Here is a 19,050-nt window from a genome sequence, read left to right on the forward strand (position 1 = left end):
CTGTTCCTCTCGTGAACACAGCCCAGCGGCAGGTTCTTCGAGGTCTCCAGGTGTAGCAGTAGGCCTTAATGGCTCCCTCCAGCCTGGTACATAGACGGCACGCTGCAGAACAATCCACAGCACCGGTCGACGGCGCCATCGAGACGGATACCCACCACTTGCCCGATGCCCATCTCACTATCACTAATTGATAGGAGGCCTACGGAGCCATTTCTAATGTCCAACCACCTCACGCATGGGCCACAAACGAAATCCAGCACCGTCCAATACCTAGATTTCCCGACAAAAATGTTAGCTTATAAGCTAACATTTTTGGTAACGACTGTGGATAATTAATGAAAATAGCTCTTCCTCTAAGAAAATTCTTGCACGGCAAAACACATATACATAAGTAACGTCGCTGTGAGCCATTCGGCCTACGCAGGTAACAACGCGCTCATCGGCCGCCAAGGAGCAGGCGCATTTCAGCGAGGAGTTCATCGAACCTGGGCTTCCATCAGGGAAGCCTATCCCGTCACCGCGTCCCAACCGCCGCCTTGGAAAGGGCACTTGGACGCATGGAGTAGAAATGATGTCCATCAATGTGAATGCTGCCGCAGTTGCACTCGTGAAGGCGGTTAGGAAGCTCCCTCCTGATTACACCAGCCCCGAGGCAAGGGGACCTATCGCTATCATCGCCACGATGAAGCACAATCATCATATCCGCGTCTTTGCACGCTACGGGCATATGCCCTCTGGATTTAGGTGCTCTCGGTATATTCGGCCGTCGTCCAAAGCCGGACAGAAGCTTATTGAAAAGCTGCTGGCCAGGGACATGCAATGCGCTGAGCGTCTGATGCAGGATTTTATCAAGAACCGGTCGCTCATGTTCTACGGCAGGCTGATTAAGACAATTCCGGCTGATGAGATTGACCAGGACCCGGCGCTGTACACGCTTTATGATGCCCAAGATGAAGAAGAGACGGTCACGCAGGATATGGAGCCGACCGTTGAAGATGCAGAAGTTTTCAATTCGCTGATGGAAGCCGCTCAGCATACTCAGCAGGCTCAGCGCATCGTGCAGACCATTCATGAGTTGCAGCAGCACCTCGACAAGCTTCAGATTGGCCTTGATGAGATGGAGCGCAGCCTGCTCGACTACCTCGTTCAGTTGAGACACACCGGCGAGTGAGCAACACAATCTGGCATCTGCGCTGCTGTGTCGATTTTCGTTGTCTCTTTCGGCTCTGAGACCTCATCATAAATGAAATCAGCCGCCGAACAGGGTTTGCAGACCCAATGACCGGCGGCTGATAACAAGAATAACAATGGGTCCATGATTATGCTGCTGCCAGCACAAGCCAAGGGATTCTGCAATCTAGAACTCTAGAGATGAGTTCGGATTTCGAGAACCCCCTCCCCTTCCAGCCCTTTGCCGGAGCAGGTGTTTATCGTTCAGGCGATGCTGTCGCACGTGAGCACAGTAGACGACTGCATGATGAACGTCTGCTTGAGCGGCTGGAGCGCCTCGGAATTGATGGCCGGGCATCGGGCCGGTCGACTGTCACAGCCGTGGACCTCGCGACGGAAGGCGCCATTGCTGGAGCCACACGCCCCGAGGTGAGACGATGGGGAATCTTCCAACAGAACAGGCACCGCCAACGTATCGACGCGCAAGCACGCATTCGGTCTTGGCTGTCATCGCAACATCCCGATGACCGAAAGGACCGGCGGGTCATCCAACTGATGTTGCGGTTGAAGCATGGTAACCCCGCACCTGTCGCCGAACTGGCATTGAGGCACTTCAGCTTCACTAGAATCCTGAACGACGCGCTTCGATACAGCCGCCGGCGGCATGGCTCATCTGTGGTGCCGTTGAGCTACGGCATCCATCATCGAGCATTGCAAGGCGGAGCATTCATTGACATCCACGCCCACATCTCAGTCGATGTTGGTCGAGGAGCTGACCTCGATTGGCTACACACATATCTCAGTCGCCACTTTCAGGCCTTCATATCGCCCTGCCAGTTCAACCTTGATGACGGTCATGAGGAAGCCGAGGCCGCGTATGAGCTTGAAATGTTCAATGCCCACCGCTTCTCCGACGAGCATCTGAGGACCTACGTCTCCCAGCATCACATCGAGCATCGCCTTCATAGACATCAAGTACTCGGGCCGCTCCGCGAGCATGTGTCAGAACTTCAACGCAGTGGTCTTCGGCCCATCCTGGTCGAGCGTGGTGACGGCAAAGCGGCTGAAAAGATTGCTCTCAAGTACCGCCCTACCATTCCCCGCCTGACCCGGCAGGCGTCTGCACCTCAGTGGCAGGCTGGGCCATGCCTGCTGACGGCTCGCCTAACCTGGGTCGGCAATCAACTCCGGCCAGCCCTTATCATCCGCAACTGGAACGGGGATTGGGCTTCCCTGACGCAGCGGTATGACGTGGAGGCCCTGGTGGCTGCCGCCCGCAGTGCGCTCGGCTCCCAGCCAACTCTGCCACCTATATTGGCCACGACGGTTAATCAGGAACAATCGAAGAACATTATTGCCGGGCAGAACCCCTGTGGGCAGAAGGAACCACCTGCGGCCCCAAGGAAGGACATGGTGCAGGGTGACGCAGCACCAACGGAAGCCCTTCCTTCCCCAAGTGAGGAGACTAGCGGTGGTCCAGAAACCCTTCAGGCACGGATGATAACCCACCAAGCGCCGGCCGTCCGCACCTTCGGACAGCGTCGAAGTACCTTCCGGCCTGAATTGTGCGGGTCCTGCGCTCCTCGCCTACATTGAAAGCAATGCAACGTTAGCAGTCAGGCATACTGCCTGGACAAATGCGCGCATCGTTCAGCAATCATATCAACCAGTTTGGGCAGTACTGGTGTTCTGAGGCCGTCACTTGCACAACGGTCGGCGACAAGCTTCGCGGCATCGGGAGCTTTGACGATAAGGTCCCGCAGAATCGCCAGAGTAGCATCAGGATTTATTTCGCAGGCGATAGATTCAGCCACCCAATGGCGCAGCATAATCCTTTGAGCCAGATACGTCCCGTCAATTGACATCGCGAGCTTCGTCTTCCGGGGATTATCTTGATAAGGCAGATAGCTGTTTAAGTCGTAAAGAGGCGCCAGCCGAATGAACGGCGGCCGCCCAGGACCAATGACGACCGAGTAGTTCTTCGCATGGGCATCTGTACCGAGGATGACGAAATTAAATGCGACCGCCCGGATAAGGCGGACCAAGTCTTCCTCGGGACCCACCGAGTAGGCCCGAATGACGGCGCAAACGTCCCGGAGCCCGGGACCACCTTCGCGCTGGTACTTGAAGCTCGGCCTAACCGACAGCGCCTGACACATATCCTCTTGATGGATGCGAACGACATTCCCGGTTTTGAGCCGGACGCGGTCATATCGTTCGACGACAATGGCTTGATTGCCGGCAAACTGCATAACTTTCGACACAGCAGCCGGGCTGTCGAGTTCACGGGAGAGTTGTAGGCTGAAGTGCTCGTTCTCCACTTGGCCAAGAAGGCCATCCATGGGGGGCTTCAGGATATGGGTAGTCGGGATAGACCCCGTCGGTATGCCCCATCGATTGCCATTCTCATCGTAATGAAGAGCGGTTTTGGATTGCGCTCCGCCCAGGCTGAACTGGCCCGCGTCGTTTGGCCGACGGCCAATGCTGCCGCGCTCCTCCCGGAGTCCGGCGAGCAGGGCACCAACTTCTTCCTCCGAAAGCCACTCAATTTTGCCGGTCGTGAGGGTCGCTTTGCCTGGGCCCGTGTCGATGAACCGAACCGCGCCTGCACATTCCTGTCCGATGATGGAGAGCAAGGCGATTGGGTTGCTAGGCGAGACATGGTGCTCGCGAGCAATCCGGTCCAGAACGATTGGGTTCTCGGGCAAGAGCCCCCAAAGGAACGGGCCTACCTTGTCTTCACCATATATCTCATCGCTGACCGGCATCGATAGGGAGACCGGAACCGCTCTATCTGAGGCAGCATAACTCGGCGCATACTGGTACCCAGCACGTCCATGCTCATCCTGAAACACCTCTCCTACATAGGTGTCGTAAAGGTAGACAGAGAGTTGCCGGAGCCTTCTACCAGCGCCTGTGACAGGCGCCTTCACTTGAGTCGCCAGCGCTTGAAGGCGTCCTTCACCAACTCCGCGCTCTGCTCAAGCGCGCGGTCCGTATCCTTTGTAGCGGCACGACGGAAGCGGATGGCTGGTGCATCGCTCTTCTCTCTCTTGATAGTGTAGACTTCTCCCGCCTTGACGCTGCGCGTGCTCGACGGACGAACGCGGAACGTCCCAACAGCCTGGGCACCCTCCCCCTTGAGCTTGTTCGCTGCCAGCAGAATGCTGGGACGAGTACGCTTGCGGACTACGACATCGGCCTTCGCGTCCCCGCTGCCCAGGTCGATGGAGACCCCGAGGACGGTCAGGAGGCGCATAACTTGGCCGATTTCGGCCGTAGCCTTGCCATTTTCGACTTCGGACAACCACTTCTGTGAGGCAGGAACCATCTTAGCAAGTTCATCCTGCGTGAGCCCTTGATGCTTCCGCTGGCCACGGATGAAGCTCCCAAGTTCATCGGGGGTAGAGACTCTCACCTTAAGCAACTCCTATAGCCGTTCGGCCATAACGTCCTATAACCGGAAGGCCTTAAAGTTGCACTCCTGATTCGGTCATTGGGCCACCGCAGTCCTAGCCGCAGCGTCCAGGCATATTGAGGCCTCAACCATCTGAAAGGCTGATGAGGAGAGCTTCTCTCGTCCACCGAATCAGCTGAAATTGCGCTGCGGCTTGAATGAGATTGTCCCTCGACATGGTGCAGAGAGTGTCCTATCTGGGGATTAGCTGCACGAAGAAGATTGAGTATTTACAGTGGCTTGTCTGCTCACGATTCCGTGACTTAGTGTCCAGGTTCCCCAGCCATCTTTTCCTAAGAGATTGTAGTTGTTGGAAGAGGTGGCCCGGCTTTTGGTCGGAAGCCGCACTTGCCTTCAACTGTCCCACATCACCCGCAAAAGCGGTATTTACCGGCTATCGACGGCGCCTTCCCCGGCAGGCTGGGTTGGAGGTCGCGTCAGCCTCCGCACGCGCCATTTCCGTGAGGCGGAGTTTCTGGCGGGAGTGATGGATCGTGCGTTCGATGGTGCCCTGGCGCGGACAAGGGCAGCAGTGACAGCGGGCAGTGGCGACCTCATCGCCATCCTCCAGGCCTACTGAAGGAGAGCCTGGAGAAGCACCTCACCACCTCCATTGGCCCATCCGGTGCGCTCCCTGTGGGACTGCGGCCCCTTGGCATGTTGGAGATGGAGGCGGCGGACACCCGCGACGCCTTCTTCTCGCAACGACCGGCACTTCAGCCAGGAGGTAGATGACCTCCTAGAGCGGCATGGGCTGCCCATCGACTTCCGCGACAGCCTGAGGATCGGGGTCATGGAGGCCTAGCTCCAGGTCATCTAGGAGACCATCCGGAGGGGCAAGGGAGAGGCCCCGCTGGTGTTCCCGCCGGAGACACCCACGCCTGCCGCTGCCCCACCGCAGCCCTCCGGCAACGCAGCGCCCGCCTCCCCTGCCCCTCAGCCCACCCCTTCCGCACTCCTCGCAAGCAGCCTGGTGGAGCCGTACTTCCGCCACCGGCTAGAGCATGACGGGCTGTCTCACCACGACATGAGGCAGGAACGGCGCACCCGTCGTCGCTCTATGGAGGTGCGTGGCGACCGCCCGGTGGACCGCTTTGGGCGCGGCGACATGACCCACTTCATGGACACCATGCGGGGCCTACGGACCAACTACGGGAAGTCCCCCAAGGATGCGGATATCATTGCACAGGCTGACGCGGCGGGCGTGGAGAGGATCGCCAAGCAGACTGTGAAGCGCCATCTCTCCGCACTTACTGTGTTCTTCCGCTACACCGTGGATCAGGGGCACCTGACGAACAACCAGCGGGAGGAGCTTGCAGGAGGACATCGCCTCAAGGCTTCCCGAAAGATCAAGGCGCAGCGCGACGCATGGACCTTGCAGGAGCTGACGGCCCTGTTCGCCTCACCCGCCTGGACCAGATGCCTCAGCGCCCACTTCCGCAGCAATTTAGGCCCGAACATCATCCGCGAATTGAAGTACTGGCTCCCCCTCCTGGCCCTCTTTCACGGAAAGGCCTCTGGGCCAGGCGCCAACTCGCCTTTGCGCCCCTGCGAAAGGCAGTGCCCTACAGCATCGGCACAGCCCAAAAGGCCTTTGTGACGGGCCACCACCAGGGCTGGGAATCCTCAAGGACCGGCACTGCCGCTCCCACTCCGCCACTCCCCTCCAGAGACGGTTCGCCGAGAACCCCTACAATGATGATTGACGCTTCCGAGAGGCGCATCTTCAGAGCGCAACCCAGGAAATGCACCTGAGTTCTTTCTTCAGACGCAAGGATATTGCATTATGTGAAAATACGTCGTGGACGCGGTCGGTGTAGCGGGCAATCGGCTTGGCCCTTGGCTCACTGGCACGGAAGCGAAGCCTCGCTCTCTTCAACCCTTTGCATGGCTGTGTGCCCGATGAACACCGACCTGCCACTGGCTAACTCGTTTATCGCCGGCCGTGAGGAGCGGATGGCTCCTCTCGAACACAGTCTCGCCGCAGCCACCGGCATCACCACTGGTGTCGCCATCTCAGCCGTGTTCTGGGTGGCCGTCATCTACGCAGTCCGAGCGGCAATAAACTGACGCTGGCGGCAGCCTGAGTAGCTGTGGTCGCGCCTGCCACAAGCCGCGTCTAGGATCATCTCAGTTGTAGTGGACGATGGCTCATGCAGAGCCGTTGACGCCTGCGCCACGGTGTCCCGCAGAGACCCCACATGAGGGGTCCGGACACCAATTCGGCTTAGCAATTACAGGCGCTTAGGCGAGCACGTGCTGCGGCTTCAGGTTCTCCAGCCACTTCCGCTCAAACAATAAAAGCATGCAGGCTTCGCCGGATCTCCCCAGGCGAGGTCTCTTCCGCGTTCAACTTACCCATGAATTCTCTGGATCACCGGCGAAGGCTCAGCCTGTTGCTGCCGTCCGCCCGGCACGCTGGGCACGCGGAGGCGGAATTATCTAAAGCCTCCCTTAAGCAGCGGTTCCCCCACTTCACAGCGGGGTCGTGGAAAGCCGATATCACTTTCCGCTGGCGAAGCAGCGCAGAAGCGCCAGCTTCCGCAGCAGCAACGCCGGAATCCACGATTGGGCTGAGCCTGTTAACCTGGCGGCACCGCGGCCAGCCATGTCAGCTCGCCCCCTTGTCCCAACAGCTGGTCAGGGTCTTCAGCCTGCCTGGATGCCGGCGGCCTGGATGAGCCGCCCCCACTTCTCAATCTCTTCTCCAACAAAGCTGCGGAAAGCGTCAGCAGCCAGCAGTCCCGGGCTGGCGCCCAGCATTGCCAGCCGCTCACGCAAGCCAGGGTCCTTCAGCGCTTCGTCCAACGCTGTGGCCAGCCGTGCAGCGATGGCCGGCGGGGTGCCGGCGGGCGCAAACAGGCCATGCCATTCCAGGCTCTCGTAACCCGGCAGCGTCTGCGCCACGGCCGGCACGCCCGGCAGGCGGGCCACCGCCCCCTGCCCTGTATGAGCAATGACGCGGAGGCCTTCCTGCCTGTGCAGCGGAATGGCGGAGGTGGCGGTGGAGACGATCATGCCGATGCGCCCGGCGCGCAGGTCGTTCTGGGCCGCCGGGGTATCGCGGTAGGGCACATGGATAATCTCGGTGCCCGCCGTGCGGTTGAACAGTTCCAGCGCCAGATGCTGGGAGGAGCCCGTGCCGGTGCTGGCGCAGGTGATCTCGCCCGGCTTCGCCTTGGCCAGCGCGATCAGTTCCGGAACCGTGGTGGCCGGGCAGGCCGGCCCCAGCAGCAGCACGTTGGGAACCGTGACGATGCGCGCCACCGGCAGGAAGTCGCGGCGGGCATCGTAGGGCAGGCGCGGCATCAATGCCGGATTGATGGCGAAGCCGCTGGCATCGTCCAGCAGCGTGTAGCCATCGGGCTTGGACTGGGCGACGGCATTGGCGCCGATGGTGCCGCCGGCGCCGGCGCGGTTCTCCACCACCACCGGCTGACCCAGGCCTTCCGCGACGCGCGCGAAGACCAGTCGCGCCACCGTGTCCACCGCGCCGCCGGCGCCGTAGGAAACCACCAGCCGCACCGGCCGCGCCGGGTAAGCCTCCTGCGCCGCCAGGGGCAGCGGCAGCAGCCCGGCCACCAGCGTGGCGAACCCTCGCCTGGATACTGTGGTCATTCCTTGGTTCCTCCCGGTCTTGATGCCTCAGCCGCGCACGATGCCGACGGCACGCAGCCGCGCCAGTTCGGCCTCGCCCAGGGCGGGGCGCAGGATCTCGTCATTATGCTCGCCCAGCTTCGGCGCGGGGCGGGCCAGCACCCCAGGCGTGGCGGAGAGGCGCGGCACCATGCCATGCATCGGCACGAAGCCGCCGGGCATGTCCTCGTCCGGCACCTCAATCAGCGCCTCGCGCTCCGCCACATAGGGGTCCTGCAGCAGGTCCGCGGCGTCCATGATGGGGCCGATGGTGACGCCGGCCTTGTCGAAATGGTCCAGCACCTCGGCCTTGTCGCGCTCGGCGATGAAGCCGGCGACGATGCCGTCCAATTCTTGCCAGTTGCGCAGCCGGTCCACATTGGTGCGGAAGCGCGGGTCCTCGATCAGCTCCGCCCGCCCGATCGAGCGCAGCAGCTTCTCCGTCATGCCCTGGGTGGAGGAGGAGAGGCAGACCCATCCGCCATCCCGCGTGCGGTAGGCATTGCGCGGCGCGGTATTGGTGCTGCGGCTGCCGGTGCGCTGCTTGGTGCGGCCGGTCAGGCGGTAATTGGCGGTCTGCGGGTCCATCACCGCCAGCATGGGGTCGATCAGCGAGAGGTCGATCACCTGCCCCTGCCCTGTCTGCTCCGCGTGCCGCAGCGCGATGGTGGCGGATGCCGCGCCGTAGATGCCGGCATAGCAGTCGCCCATGAACATCGGCGGCAGCACCGGCTCCCGGTCCGCGAAGCCATTGACGGCGGCGAAGCCGGAATAGCCCTCCACCAGCGTGCCGAAGCCAGGCTTGTGGCGGTAGGGCCCGTCCTGCCCCCAACCGCTGATGCGCACGATCACCAGCGCCGGGTTGATCTCATGCAGCACTTCCGGCGCCAGCCCCATCTGCTCCAGCACGCCGGGGCGGAAGCTTTCCGTCAGGATGGCGGCATCCTTCGCCAAGGCCCGCACCACGGCCTGCGCTTCCGGGTTCCGCAGGTCCAGGCAGATGCTTTTCTTGTTGCGGCACCAGCTTTTCCAGGATGTCTCGACACCCTGCACCTTCCAGGCACGCAGCGTGTCGCCCTCGGGCGGCTCCACCTTCACCACCTCGGCGCCGTGGTCGGCCAGCACCATGCTCAGCGTATTGCCGGCCACCAGCCGCGCCAGGTCCAGCACGCGCACCCCATGCAGCGGGCCGCGCGCGGCGGGGTCGAAGGCCTTGCGATGCAGGCGGGAGGGCGCGTGCTGGTCCATGCTCAATCGATCCGGATATTGGCGGCGGTGGCAACCTGCTTCCAGCGGGCGATGTCCTGCTTCAGGAAGCCGTCGAAGGCGGCGGCGGGGCGCGGGGAAGGCTCCGCGCCCTCGCCGCGCAGGTATTGCGCGAGGCGCCCCTCGCCCAGCGCCTCGTTGGCCACGGCGTTCAGCTTCTCCACGATCTCGCGCGGCGTGCCGCGCCGGGCCAGCAGGCCCCACCAGATCTCGGCGCTGTAGTCCAGGCCGCTTTCCTTCGGCGTTGGCGCCTGTGGGCCGCTGGCGGGCCGGGCCTCGGAGGTCCAGCCGAGGATCTTGACGCTGGCATCCTTCACCAGCCCGGCGGCCGAGGGCACGGTGGTGAAGAGCAACTGGATGGTGCCGGCCACCAGGTCGGTCGTCGCCGGGCCCATGCCGCGATAGGGAATGTGCACGAGCTGCAGGCCGCCCGCCTTCTGCGCGAAAAGCTCCGCCGAAAGCTGGTTGATGCTGCCCGGCCCGGCGGAGCCGTAATCCACCTTGCCCGGGTTGGCGCGGATATACTCCACCGCCTCCTTCAGGTTGTTGGCCGGGAAGGACTTCGTGGCCAGCACCAGCAGCGGCGCCGTGGCGGCCAGCGCCACGCCCTCGAAATCGCCGATGGCGTCATAGGGTGTCGCCTGCGTCGCCGCGCTGGTGGCGAAGGTGGAGGAAGTCACCAGCAGCGTGTAGCCATCCGGCGCCGCGCGGGCGACCTCGTTGGAGCCCAGCGTGCTGCCGGCGCCGGGCCTGTTCTCCACCACGAAGGGCTGGCCAAGGCGGCGCTGGAAATGCTCGGCCAGCGGGCGCGCCACGGCGTCGTTGGAGCCGCCGGGGGTGAAGGGCACCACCACGCGCACGGTGCGGCTGGGCCAGTTGCCCTGCGCGCGGGCGAGGCCGGGCAGCACCAGCGGGGCGGCCAGGGCGCTGGCCAGCAGGCCACGGCGGGGTATTGCAGCGATCATTGCAGGTTTCCTCAGGATCTTCTTGCTTCAGGCCGCGGCGCCGAGGCCCAGCCGCCGCGCCAGTGCCAGCACGGCGCGGGCGCTGGCGGCGAAAGGCGCGTCCACCATCTGCCCATCCACGGTATAGGCGCCGATGCCCTTGGCCTCGGCCTCCTCGGCCGCCGCGACGACGCGGGCGGCGCGCGCGATCTCGGCCTCGCCGGGCTGGAAGGCGGCGTTCACGATGGCGATCTGGCTGGGGTGGATGCAGGACTTGCCGGCAAAGCCAAGCCTGCGGGATGCCTCGGCCTCCGCCCGGCAGCGCTCGGGCGAGGCGATGGCCGCCAGCGCGCCATCGAAGGCCGGGATGCGCGCCTCCGCCGCCGCCAGCCGCACCTGGAGCCGCACCTGATGCAGCGCGACCTCGTCGTCGCGGGCGATGCCGAAAGGCTCGAAAAGGTCGCCATAGCCGATCTGCAACCCGGTCACGCGCGGGTCGGCGCAGGCGATCTCGGCGGCCAGCCGCAGCCCGCGCGGCGTTTCGATATTCGCCAGGATGCCGCAGGGCGCGGCGCCCGCGGCGGCCTCGGCCCGGGCGATGATCGCGATGGCGTCGCGGACCATGGCCGCCGATTCCACCATCGGCAGGTTGATGGCATCCAGCCCGGTTCCGGCCAGCGCCGCCACGTCCTCGGCGAAATGCGGCGTGCCGAGCGCGTTCACGCGCACGATGGCCAGCTTGCCTGCGGCACGCAGGGCCGGGTCGCGCAGCGCGGCGGCGACATGGGCACGGGCCTCGGCCTTGCGTTCCGGCGCCACGGAATCCTCGAGGTCGAAGCTCAGCGCATCGGCGGCGGAGGCCGCGCCCTTGAGGAAAAGTTCCGGCCGCGTGCCAGGCAGGAACAGCTTGCTGCGCATGGCGTCGAGGGAGGCGAAAGTCATGGCGCGGTCCTGTTCAGGCGAAGCCGTAGAGGGTGGCGGGATTGTCCACCAGGATGCGGTCGGTGAGCCGCGGGCCGGCCCAATCGGCCAGCAGGTCCAGCAGCAGGGCGTCGTCCGGCTTGTGCGGCTCGGTCACATGCGGCCAGTCGCTGCCCCAGACCAGGCGCTCCGGCGCCTCGGCAATGAAGGCGCGGGCGATGCGGCCGGCCTCCGGGTAGGGCGGGCCACTACGGGTGTTCAGGTAGGCGCCGGAGAGCTTCGCCCAGGCCCGTCCGGATTGCAGCAGCCGCGCCACCACGGCGAAGGCGGGGTGGTCCGGCCCCTCCTCCGGCGGCAGGCGGGCCATGTGGTCGAAGACCACGGGGCATGGCAGGGCAGCCAGCACATCGGCGGCTTCCAGGATCTGCGCCGCGGTCAGGTGCAGTTGCAGGTGCCAGCCCAGCGGCGCGACACGGGCGGCCAGCGGCGCCAGGTCGGCCAGGGACAGGGGTGCGTCCGCCGGGTTCCACAGGCTCAGCCGCAGCCCGCGCACGCCGGCGTCGTTCAGGCGGCGGAACTCCTCGTCTGGCGCGCCGGGCGGCAGCACGGCAATGCCACGGCCATCCGGGCCGAGCTGCGCCAGCGCGTCCAGCAGCGCGGCCGGGTCAGTGCCATGGTGCTTGGCCTGCACCAGCACCGCGCGGCTGGTGCCGATGCGGCGTTGCAGCAGCCGGTAGTCGGCCAGAGTCATGCCGGAAACGGGCGCCGCGCCGGGAAAGCGGTTGTCAAGGACATGCAGATGGGCATCGCAGGCTCCGGCTGGCACCGGGTGGCGCGGCGGCGCGGTGCCCGCCGAATGCGGCGCAGCCGTCATGGCATGAAACCGGTGGAGCCGGCCAACATGGATCGTTCCTTCCCCTTCCGGCGCCGTGTCGCGCCTGTTCGTTTATTCGGCCGGCAAGATGGCGGCTTTTTCACCCTGAGTATAATGCATTGATGGCATCGATTGATGAGGGATGGTCATGCATCTGCCCATGGATGACGTGCAGGCCTTTGTGCAGGTGGCCGAACTCGGCAGCTTCACCCGGGCGGCCGACCGCCTGGCGCTGACGCAGACAGGGCTGACGCGGCGCATCCAGCGGCTGGAAGCCTTTGTCGGCCTGCCGCTGCTGGACCGCACCAGCCGCCGGACCACCCTGACCGCCGCCGGGCGGGACTTCCTGCCCCTCGCCAAGCGCGTGGTGGAGGACCTGACCCATGGACTGGAGCGGCTGCGCACCACGGCCCGGCTCAGCGCCGGGGATGTCACCCTGGCCACCATGCCCGCCGTGGCCTACCAGCGCCTGCCCATGGTGCTGGCGACCTATGCCCGCCGCTATCCCAGCAACCGCGTCATGCTGCTGGAACGCTCCGGCGCCCTGGTCACCGAGGCGGTGCGGCGGGGCGATGCCGAATTCGGCATCCATATCGGGCAGGACCCGCAGGACGATCTGGCGGAAGACCTGCTCTCCGCCGATCCGCTGGTGCTGGTCTGCCACCCCGCCCATGCGCTGGCCTCCCGCGGCTCCGTCGCCTGGGCGGAGTTGCGGGAGGACGACCTCATCACCCTGGGTGGCAGCAGCGGCAATCGCGCGCTGGTGGAGATGCAACTGGCCCGCGTCGGCCTGCCCGGGCGTGGGCGCTTCGTGGTGGAGAACACGCCCAGCGCCATGGCACTGGCGGCAACGGGCGTGGCGGTGGCCATCCTGCCTTCCGCCACCGGCCGGGGCCTGCTGTCAGGGGCGCTGGTGGAAGTGCCCCTGGTGGAGCCCGTGCTGCACCGCCGGTTGAGCCTGGTCCGGCGGCGGCGGGAGGCTCTGACCCCGGCGGCGGGCGCACTTTACCGCATGTTGCTGCCGGGTGGCGCCTCGTCAGGCGAGGGATGATCGCCGCCCTTGCACGGGCGGCATAGTGCCGAAGCAGGAGGCCTTTTCTGAAATCCTGTTCCGGCACAGTATCCTGCCATGCCCATGCAGCTGCACGACCTGGCTGGCGCGGACCCTGGCCGGCGTTTCTCCCCCTATTGCTGGCGGACCCGGCTGGCGCTGGCCCATAAGGGCTTCGTTCCCGAGATCCTGCCTTGGCGCTTCACGGACAAAGCCGCGATCGCGGATTCCGGCAGCGACAAGGTTCCCGTGCTGCGGGACGATGGCCGGGTCATCGCAGACTCCTGGCGTATCGCCGAGTATCTTGAGGACACCTACCCCGACCGGCCGAGCCTGTTCGGAGGCGCGGGAGGCCGCGCCCTGGCGCAGTTCGTCAATGCCTGGGCCGATGCCACCGTGATCGCGGGCCTGGCGACGCTGGTCGTCGCCGATATACCGGCCATACTGGCGCCCCAGGACCTGGCCTACTTCATCAGCAGCCGCGAGGCGCGCTTCGGGCGCCCCCTGCCGGAAGTCGTCTCAGGCCGGGACGAAAGAGTTGTGCAGTTCCGCCAGGCCTTGCACCCGGCGCGCATGATCCTGCGGCAGCGGCCCTTCCTGCATGGCGATACGCCAGCCTATGCGGACTACATCCTGTTCGGCGGCTTCCAGTGGGCACGCTGCGTCAGCCCCTTCCCCATCCTCCTGGCCGATGATCCACTCCACGCCTGGCGGGAGCGCATGCTCGATCTGTTCGGCGGGCTGGCACGAGAGGCCCCAGCCGCCTGATCGCGCACCCTGGCCATCGGCCAGCACACGGCACGCCAATTAGGCCCCCGCGGTGGCCTTCATGGCATGGCCGGCAAGGGCCTTCCCAAGCGACCAGGCCGCGCCGGGCACGCGATGGCTGTCGGCGACCGCCGCCTCAAAGCCACGCTCGATCCAGTCACAATCCGCATCGGATATGACCAGCGCCGGCAGCAGCTTGATGGTATGGCTCGCATGGCCGGACACCTGGCTCAGGATCCTGTGTTCCTTGAACAAGGGCAGAGTGATGAGCTGGCAGAAGAGCCCGACATTCACTGCCTCGATCATGCTCCATGCGGCCTTCAGCTTCATGGATTGTGGCCGGCCGAACTCGATGCCGATCATGAGCCCCTTGCCGCGGACCTCCTTCACGAACTCGTAGCGCCCGACCATGCCCTGGAAGAAGGCGAGCAAACGCTCCCCCTGCCGCGCGGCATTGCCGATGCAGTCCTCCGCCTCCAGTGCTTCCAGCGTCGCGAGGCCGGCCGCCATGGCGAGATCATTCTTCGAGAAGGTCGAGCCATGCACCACGGCACGATCCATCCGGTTGAAGATCTTGTCGAAGATCCATTTGCGCAGGAGCACCGCCCCGACCGGCACATGCCCGCCCGAGAGGGCCTTGGCGAGCAGCACCATGTCAGGCTCCACGCCCCAGTGCTCGATGGCAAGGAAGCGGCCCGTCCGGCCCAGCCCGGTCTGGATCTCATCCGCCACGAAGAGGGTGCCATACTTGCGGCAAAGGGCCGCCGCGGCGGCGAGATAACCGTCCGAGGGGAGGTTGACGCCCTTCCCCTGAATCGGTTCGACGATGAAGGCCGCCATGGTGCGCGCGGCGAGCACCTGTTCAAGGGCCGCCAGGTCATCGAATGGCACCGCGACGCAATCCGGCAACATCGGCTCGAAGCCGGTCCGGAAGTTGGCATCGCCATTCAGGGACAAGGCCCCATAGGTCAGGCCATGGAAGGCGTGCTCCGCATAGACGATGCCGGGGCGGCCGGTTGCGCCACGTGCAAACTTGATGGCCGCCTCCACCGCCTCCGCACCCGAATTCGAGAAAAAGGCATTGTCGAGGTACGGCACGTGACGCAGCAGCCGCTCGGCCAGCACTCCGGCTAGAACGGAGACATCCATCTGCACGAGATTCGGAAGGTCGGAGTCGAGAACCGCCTTCAGGGCATCGCGCACCCCGGCATGATTGCGGCCGAGCGCGAAGACCCCAAAGCCGCTCAGAAGATCAAGATACTGCCGGTCCTCACGATCGTAGAGGTAGGGCCCCTCTCCGCGCCTGAAGCCGACATCGTAGCCGATCGTCTTGAGCATGCGCACCATCTGCTCGTTGAGGTGCCGTGAGTGCAACGCATAGCGTTCCGCCTCCCGCTCCGAGACAATGGCCTTGATGTCCATGCTTCCTCCTGTCCTGACCGGTCACTGTCGCTGCGACATCAAAGAAGCCGCCGCTTCCGGTAAGGTCAACGGGGGATCGGAAAGCCTCATCCAGCCCAGCGATACGGCCAGGAGCCCGCGTCATCCCGGCCGGCCGCTCAAGGGAAAGAGCGTGCGCTTCTCGGCAGGGCAGGCCCTCCCCCGAAGGAGGCGCAGCCCTTTCTGTCCCGGGGCTGACAAGCCCCTATCGCCCGTTTCCTCATAGCCCGCCGGCACGGCCTTTCTGGTGCTTCGGATGGCGAATCACTTCCGCAGGTAGAATGTCCCAGGGCGGCTATCTCGTTATCATGCTGATATCGTAATATTTTTGGCCTGGAGCCGAACCGAGCCCATTCCGGTGAGTTAACCGCTGGCCTCGATGCCCCCCACGCTGTCCCCCTCCCCCAGGAGACCGCCGTGCCCCCTCATGCATCCGACCCTTCCCTCCACCGCGCCGTCAGGGCCGCGCTGCGCCCTTTCGGTTGCCGCTGGAAGACGTGCCTCCTTCCCGCGGCCCTGGCTGCCTCGGTGCTGGTTCTGCCTGGTGCCTCCCCCGAGGCAGAGGCTGCGCAGACACGGCAGGCCCGCCCAGCACAGGCCGCGCAGAAGCAGCAAGCTTCAAGAACGAGCAGTGCGACAGCCAGGAAGGTCTCCGTTCCGCGCCAGGAAGCCCAAGGCCGCGAGAAGCCCGTCATTCCTCCGCCCCAGCCCGAAGTCGTCAAGGCAGATCCCGAAATTGTCGAGGACGCCCTGCGCCGCGCGGCTCAGGCGACCGGGCTCAGCGCCGATGTTCTGCGGCGCATCGCCGAGCGGGAAAGCCGCCTTGATCCCACAGCAGGCAATCCTCTTTCCTCGGCCAGAGGGTTGATGCAATTCACACGCGGTACATGGCTCGAAGTTGTCCGCGACTTCGGTCCTCGCCATGGGCTCGAACGGCAGGCCCGGGCCCTGATCACGGATCGAGACGGCAATATCGGCGCGCGTAACTGGCGCGAGCTTCAAGGCATTCTCCGTCTCCGGGAAGATCCGCATCTTTCGGCGGTATTCGCCGCGGAACGGCTCAAGAAAGCCCGCCCGGCCCTGGAGGAAGCGCAGGGGCGGACTGCCAGCCCCGCGGACCTTTACCTGGTGCATCTGCTGGGTCCAACCGGAGCCCGGCAATTCCTGGCGGCGGTGCGTCATACCCCCAGCCGATCGAGCGTCGCTGTCGTCGGCAATGCCGCCAAACCGAATCCGGGGGTCTTCGAGCGGCGCGGCCGCCCTCTTCCCGTGAGCAAGGTCTATGAGGAGGTGGCCGAGATGTTCGAGCCCGGCATGGTGGCTACCGCCGGAGCGGCGCAGGATGCTGCGTCCCTTCTCGTGGCTGACGCCGACCGGTAGCACTTCCTCCACCCGTTGGCTGTTTCTCGGCCGCATCCCCAGCACGACAAGATGCTCATGGCGTGCTGGGTGGCGCGTCGGCGGCGTTCACCGCTCAAAGGGCCTCCATGCATAGCCACATCTCAGCCTGAGGCCGCGATGGCCATCCTAGGCATGCTGGCCCAGCAATTCATCCGTCACATCCCGCCCGGTATGTCTCGGTGTGATGAGGCCGCTCAGATCGAAACCCTGCCGCCGCGCCTCAGCGAGATAAGCCTCCTTCTCCGCAGCATCGACATCTGGCTCTCTCGCCAGCAGCCAGAGATGAGCGCGGTCAGGGGTTCCCACCAGGGACAACCGGTAGCCGGGGTCAAGCTTGAGGACCCAGTAATCCCCTTTGGTGAATGGAAGCCAGCGAAGGCCCTGCGGCAGGAAAGACACCTTCAGCTGTGACTGGCCCTCATTGACCGGCACCGCCTCGCCAATGGATTGCGCCGGCTTGCCCTCGGCATCGAAGCAGCGATTGTCGACACGGATCTTGCCGCCGCTCTCCAGGCTGTACTGAGCGGTGATATCGGTCGCAGCCTCATCCTCCCACTTCAGCGGCAGGCGGCAGATTTCGTACCACCGGCCAAGGTAGCGCTTCAGGTCGAGCGACACGATCGCCGTGACGGGGTTTGCGTCTGTCATGCTGGCCTCCGTTTCTGCGTCGCTTAACGGGCTTCCGGCAGTTCCGTTCCACGAACAGGCGGTTGCTCATCCACCGCCACCACGGCGCCATCCGCCGAACTCGCGGCGGCTCCGGCCAGGCGCGCCAGGCCAGATGGCATGCGGCGCCCATGCCACATGCCAAAAGCTGCCTGCCTCCTGACATCCGAGGCAGCCACTGGCAAAGTGGCGCAACCCCGCGTGGCTTCGTCAGCGCATGGGCAAGGGGTAGAGCAGGCCGCCCTTGGTCCAAAGCTCATTCGGCCCCCGCGCCAGGCCGATCGGCGTCTTCAGGCCCATGTTGCGCTCATAGATCTCGCCATAGTTGCCGACGGACTTGATGACGTTGACCACCCAGAGCGGGTCCAGCTTCAGAGCCTGGGCGATCTCCGGCGTCACGCCCAGCAGGCGGCGCGTGTCGGGGTTGGTGCTGTCCTTGCGGATCTGCTCGACATTGGCGGCGGTGACACCGCGCTCTTCCGCCTCCATCAGTGCATTGACGTACCAGCGCACAAGGTCGAACCACTCCTCGTCACCCCGCCGCACATAGGGGCCGTAGGGCTCCTTTGAAAAGCGCTCCGGCAGGATGGTCCATTCGTTCGGGTTCTGCAGCGAGGAGCGGCTGGCGGCCAGCTGCGAGGCATCCGTGCCGAAGCTGTCGCACCGCCCCGCCTGCAAGGCGGCGGTCGCCTGGTCCGTGCGCTCGAACAGGATGGGGGTGAAGGTCAGGTTCTGCGTCCGGAAATAGTCCGCTGTCACCAGCTCATTGGTGGTGCCGCTGATGAGGCAGATCGTCGCGCCCCCCATCTCGGACGCCTTGGTGATTCCTGCGCCCGCGCGCACCATGAAGCCATGGCCGTCGTAGAAATACGGCGTCACGGCCCGCAGGCCGAGCGTGACATCGCGCATCAGCGTATGTGTGCTCGTGCGGAACAGCACGTCCACTTCGCCGGAGCCCAGTGCCGTGAAGCGGGTGGAGGAGCTGAGCGGCTGGAAGCGCACCTTGTTCGCATCGCCAAACAGCGCGACGGCCAGCCCGCGGCAGAGGTCGGTATCCAGGCCACGCCAGGTGCCCCGGGCATCCGGCAGCGCGAAGCCGGCGACGCCGGTGTGAATGCCGCAGACCAGTTGCCCGCGCGCCTTCACGGCATCCAAGGTGGCGCCCGCCCTGGCCGGCTCCGGCATGGCGAAGAATGTCGCGGCAGCGGCCAGTGCCACCGCCCAAGCACGCTTGATCATGTGTCGCACCCCTGTTGTTCTGAGAATGCAAGGGTGCATTTCCGTGACGACAGGCGTCAACACGCAGAGGTGTGGAAGTGAGGCTGGCTCGCCAGTCCCACCCCGCCCGTCACCTCCGAAGCTCCGCTCAAGCCTTCCCGGAGGCCTGTCAGCGGCCTGTTGCCAGTTCGAATGGCAGAGGCTCACGTCCGACCACGGGCCGGCCCTCAGCCGAGAT

Annotated in this window: 17 protein-coding genes; 7 read left to right on the plus strand and 10 right to left on the minus strand. The window is 64.8% G+C overall.

The features are described from left to right. The first annotated feature begins 568 nt into the window (after positions 1 to 568). Together IBL25_RS09455 and IBL25_RS09460 are read left to right on the plus strand one after the other, a co-directional pair. Positions 569 to 1,171, plus strand: a complete 603-nt coding sequence (locus IBL25_RS09455) for a hypothetical protein (protein WP_187778303.1) — start codon at positions 569 to 571, stop codon at positions 1,169 to 1,171. Positions 1,172 to 1,371: 200 nt separating this feature from the next. Beyond that, positions 1,372 to 2,766, plus strand: coding sequence for a hypothetical protein (locus IBL25_RS09460; protein ID WP_187778304.1), 1,395 nt, complete (start codon positions 1,372 to 1,374; stop codon positions 2,764 to 2,766). 20 nt (positions 2,767 to 2,786) lie between these two features. Here the strand turns inward: IBL25_RS09460 and IBL25_RS09465 are convergent, their stop codons facing one another. Both IBL25_RS09465 and IBL25_RS09470 read right to left on the minus strand, forming a co-directional pair. Beyond that, positions 2,787 to 4,103: a type II toxin-antitoxin system HipA family toxin gene (locus tag IBL25_RS09465; RefSeq protein WP_367615587.1), complete on the minus strand. Its 1,317-nt coding sequence runs from the start codon at positions 4,101 to 4,103 to the stop codon at positions 2,787 to 2,789. Further along, positions 4,100 to 4,588: a helix-turn-helix domain-containing protein gene (locus IBL25_RS09470; RefSeq protein WP_187778306.1), complete on the minus strand. Its 489-nt coding sequence runs from the start codon at positions 4,586 to 4,588 to the stop codon at positions 4,100 to 4,102. The genes IBL25_RS09465 and IBL25_RS09470 overlap by 4 nt, the downstream gene beginning before the upstream one ends. Before the next feature lie 1,012 nt (positions 4,589 to 5,600). Here IBL25_RS09470 and IBL25_RS09475 point away from each other — a divergent pair. Continuing rightward, positions 5,601 to 6,227: a site-specific integrase gene (locus IBL25_RS09475; protein ID WP_187778307.1), complete on the plus strand. Its 627-nt coding sequence runs from the start codon at positions 5,601 to 5,603 to the stop codon at positions 6,225 to 6,227. A 302-nt stretch (positions 6,228 to 6,529) separates the two neighbouring features. Further along, entirely contained in the window at positions 6,530 to 6,697 is a 168-nt protein-coding gene (locus IBL25_RS09480) for a hypothetical protein (protein ID WP_187778308.1), read from the plus strand. Positions 6,698 to 7,276: 579 nt separating this feature from the next. Here the strand turns inward: IBL25_RS09480 and IBL25_RS09485 are convergent. The 5 genes from IBL25_RS09485 to IBL25_RS09505 are packed head-to-tail and all read right to left on the minus strand — an operon-like array spanning position 7,277 to position 12,268. Next, positions 7,277 to 8,245 (minus strand): Bug family tripartite tricarboxylate transporter substrate binding protein, encoded by a 969-nt coding sequence (locus tag IBL25_RS09485; protein ID WP_187778309.1) that lies wholly within the window; start codon positions 8,243 to 8,245, stop codon positions 7,277 to 7,279. Positions 8,246 to 8,272: 27 nt separating this feature from the next. Further along, positions 8,273 to 9,511 (minus strand): CaiB/BaiF CoA transferase family protein, encoded by a 1,239-nt coding sequence (locus tag IBL25_RS09490; protein WP_187778310.1) that lies wholly within the window; start codon positions 9,509 to 9,511, stop codon positions 8,273 to 8,275. Between the two features lie 2 nt (positions 9,512 to 9,513). Beyond that, on the minus strand, positions 9,514 to 10,494 hold the full coding sequence (locus IBL25_RS09495) for a Bug family tripartite tricarboxylate transporter substrate binding protein (RefSeq protein WP_187778311.1): 981 nt from the start codon (positions 10,492 to 10,494) through the stop codon (positions 9,514 to 9,516). Positions 10,495 to 10,521: 27 nt separating this feature from the next. Continuing rightward, positions 10,522 to 11,415 carry an HpcH/HpaI aldolase/citrate lyase family protein gene (locus tag IBL25_RS09500; protein WP_202986741.1) on the minus strand — a complete coding sequence of 298 codons (894 nt, stop codon included), beginning with the start codon at positions 11,413 to 11,415 and terminating at the stop codon, positions 10,522 to 10,524. A gap of 13 nt (positions 11,416 to 11,428) precedes the next feature. Continuing rightward, a complete protein-coding gene (locus IBL25_RS09505; RefSeq protein ID WP_187778312.1) occupies positions 11,429 to 12,268 on the minus strand; it encodes an amidohydrolase family protein in 840 nt (279 codons plus the stop codon). Positions 12,269 to 12,416: 148 nt separating this feature from the next. On the opposite strand from IBL25_RS09505, the gene IBL25_RS09510 reads away from it, so the two are divergent. Together IBL25_RS09510 and IBL25_RS09515 are read left to right on the plus strand one after the other, a co-directional pair. Then, positions 12,417 to 13,319 carry a LysR family transcriptional regulator gene (locus IBL25_RS09510; RefSeq protein WP_187778313.1) on the plus strand — a complete coding sequence of 301 codons (903 nt, stop codon included), beginning with the start codon at positions 12,417 to 12,419 and terminating at the stop codon, positions 13,317 to 13,319. Between the two features lie 78 nt (positions 13,320 to 13,397). After that, a complete protein-coding gene (locus IBL25_RS09515; RefSeq protein WP_187778314.1) occupies positions 13,398 to 14,087 on the plus strand; it encodes a glutathione S-transferase family protein in 690 nt (229 codons plus the stop codon). A 39-nt stretch (positions 14,088 to 14,126) separates the two neighbouring features. Here the strand turns inward: IBL25_RS09515 and IBL25_RS09520 are convergent, their stop codons facing one another. Further along, positions 14,127 to 15,509 (minus strand): aspartate aminotransferase family protein, encoded by a 1,383-nt coding sequence (locus IBL25_RS09520; RefSeq protein ID WP_187778315.1) that lies wholly within the window; start codon positions 15,507 to 15,509, stop codon positions 14,127 to 14,129. A 546-nt stretch (positions 15,510 to 16,055) separates the two neighbouring features. Between IBL25_RS09520 and IBL25_RS09525 the strand changes: the two genes are divergently transcribed. Next, positions 16,056 to 16,907, plus strand: coding sequence for a transglycosylase SLT domain-containing protein (locus tag IBL25_RS09525; protein WP_187778316.1), 852 nt, complete (start codon positions 16,056 to 16,058; stop codon positions 16,905 to 16,907). A 147-nt stretch (positions 16,908 to 17,054) separates the two neighbouring features. On the opposite strand, the gene IBL25_RS09530 is transcribed toward IBL25_RS09525, so the two are convergent. Together IBL25_RS09530 and IBL25_RS09535 are read right to left on the minus strand one after the other, a co-directional pair. Further along, entirely contained in the window at positions 17,055 to 17,576 is a 522-nt protein-coding gene (locus IBL25_RS09530; protein WP_187778317.1) for a lipocalin family protein, read from the minus strand. Positions 17,577 to 17,804: 228 nt separating this feature from the next. Continuing rightward, complete coding sequence (locus tag IBL25_RS09535) at positions 17,805 to 18,833, minus strand: amino acid ABC transporter substrate-binding protein (RefSeq protein WP_187778318.1); 1,029 nt, start codon at positions 18,831 to 18,833, stop codon at positions 17,805 to 17,807. Positions 18,834 to 19,050: the final 217 nt, after the last annotated feature.

It is taken from the genome of Pseudoroseomonas ludipueritiae, from assembly GCF_014490445.1.
Lineage (GTDB): Bacteria > Pseudomonadota > Alphaproteobacteria > Acetobacterales > Acetobacteraceae > Pseudoroseomonas > Pseudoroseomonas ludipueritiae.

Bases quoted from the DNA above. Each gene is read 5' to 3' on its own strand.
- IBL25_RS09455 (WP_187778303.1), top strand. From the start codon at position 569: ATGATGTCCATCAATGTGAATGCTGCCGCAGTTGCACTCGTGAAGGCG.
- IBL25_RS09460 (WP_187778304.1), top strand. From the start codon at position 1,372: ATGAGTTCGGATTTCGAGAACCCCCTCCCCTTCCAGCCCTTTGCCGGA.
- IBL25_RS09480 (WP_187778308.1), top strand. From the start codon at position 6,530: ATGAACACCGACCTGCCACTGGCTAACTCGTTTATCGCCGGCCGTGAG.
- IBL25_RS09485 (WP_187778309.1), bottom strand. From the start codon at position 8,245: ATGACCACAGTATCCAGGCGAGGGTTCGCCACGCTGGTGGCCGGGCTG.
- IBL25_RS09490 (WP_187778310.1), bottom strand. From the start codon at position 9,511: ATGGACCAGCACGCGCCCTCCCGCCTGCATCGCAAGGCCTTCGACCCC.
- IBL25_RS09495 (WP_187778311.1), bottom strand. From the start codon at position 10,494: ATGATCGCTGCAATACCCCGCCGTGGCCTGCTGGCCAGCGCCCTGGCC.
- IBL25_RS09500 (WP_202986741.1), bottom strand. From the start codon at position 11,415: ATGACTTTCGCCTCCCTCGACGCCATGCGCAGCAAGCTGTTCCTGCCT.
- IBL25_RS09505 (WP_187778312.1), bottom strand. From the start codon at position 12,268: ATGACGGCTGCGCCGCATTCGGCGGGCACCGCGCCGCCGCGCCACCCG.
- IBL25_RS09510 (WP_187778313.1), top strand. From the start codon at position 12,417: ATGCATCTGCCCATGGATGACGTGCAGGCCTTTGTGCAGGTGGCCGAA.
- IBL25_RS09515 (WP_187778314.1), top strand. From the start codon at position 13,398: ATGCCCATGCAGCTGCACGACCTGGCTGGCGCGGACCCTGGCCGGCGT.
- IBL25_RS09520 (WP_187778315.1), bottom strand. From the start codon at position 15,509: ATGGACATCAAGGCCATTGTCTCGGAGCGGGAGGCGGAACGCTATGCG.
- IBL25_RS09530 (WP_187778317.1), bottom strand. From the start codon at position 17,576: ATGACAGACGCAAACCCCGTCACGGCGATCGTGTCGCTCGACCTGAAG.
- IBL25_RS09535 (WP_187778318.1), bottom strand. From the start codon at position 18,833: ATGATCAAGCGTGCTTGGGCGGTGGCACTGGCCGCTGCCGCGACATTC.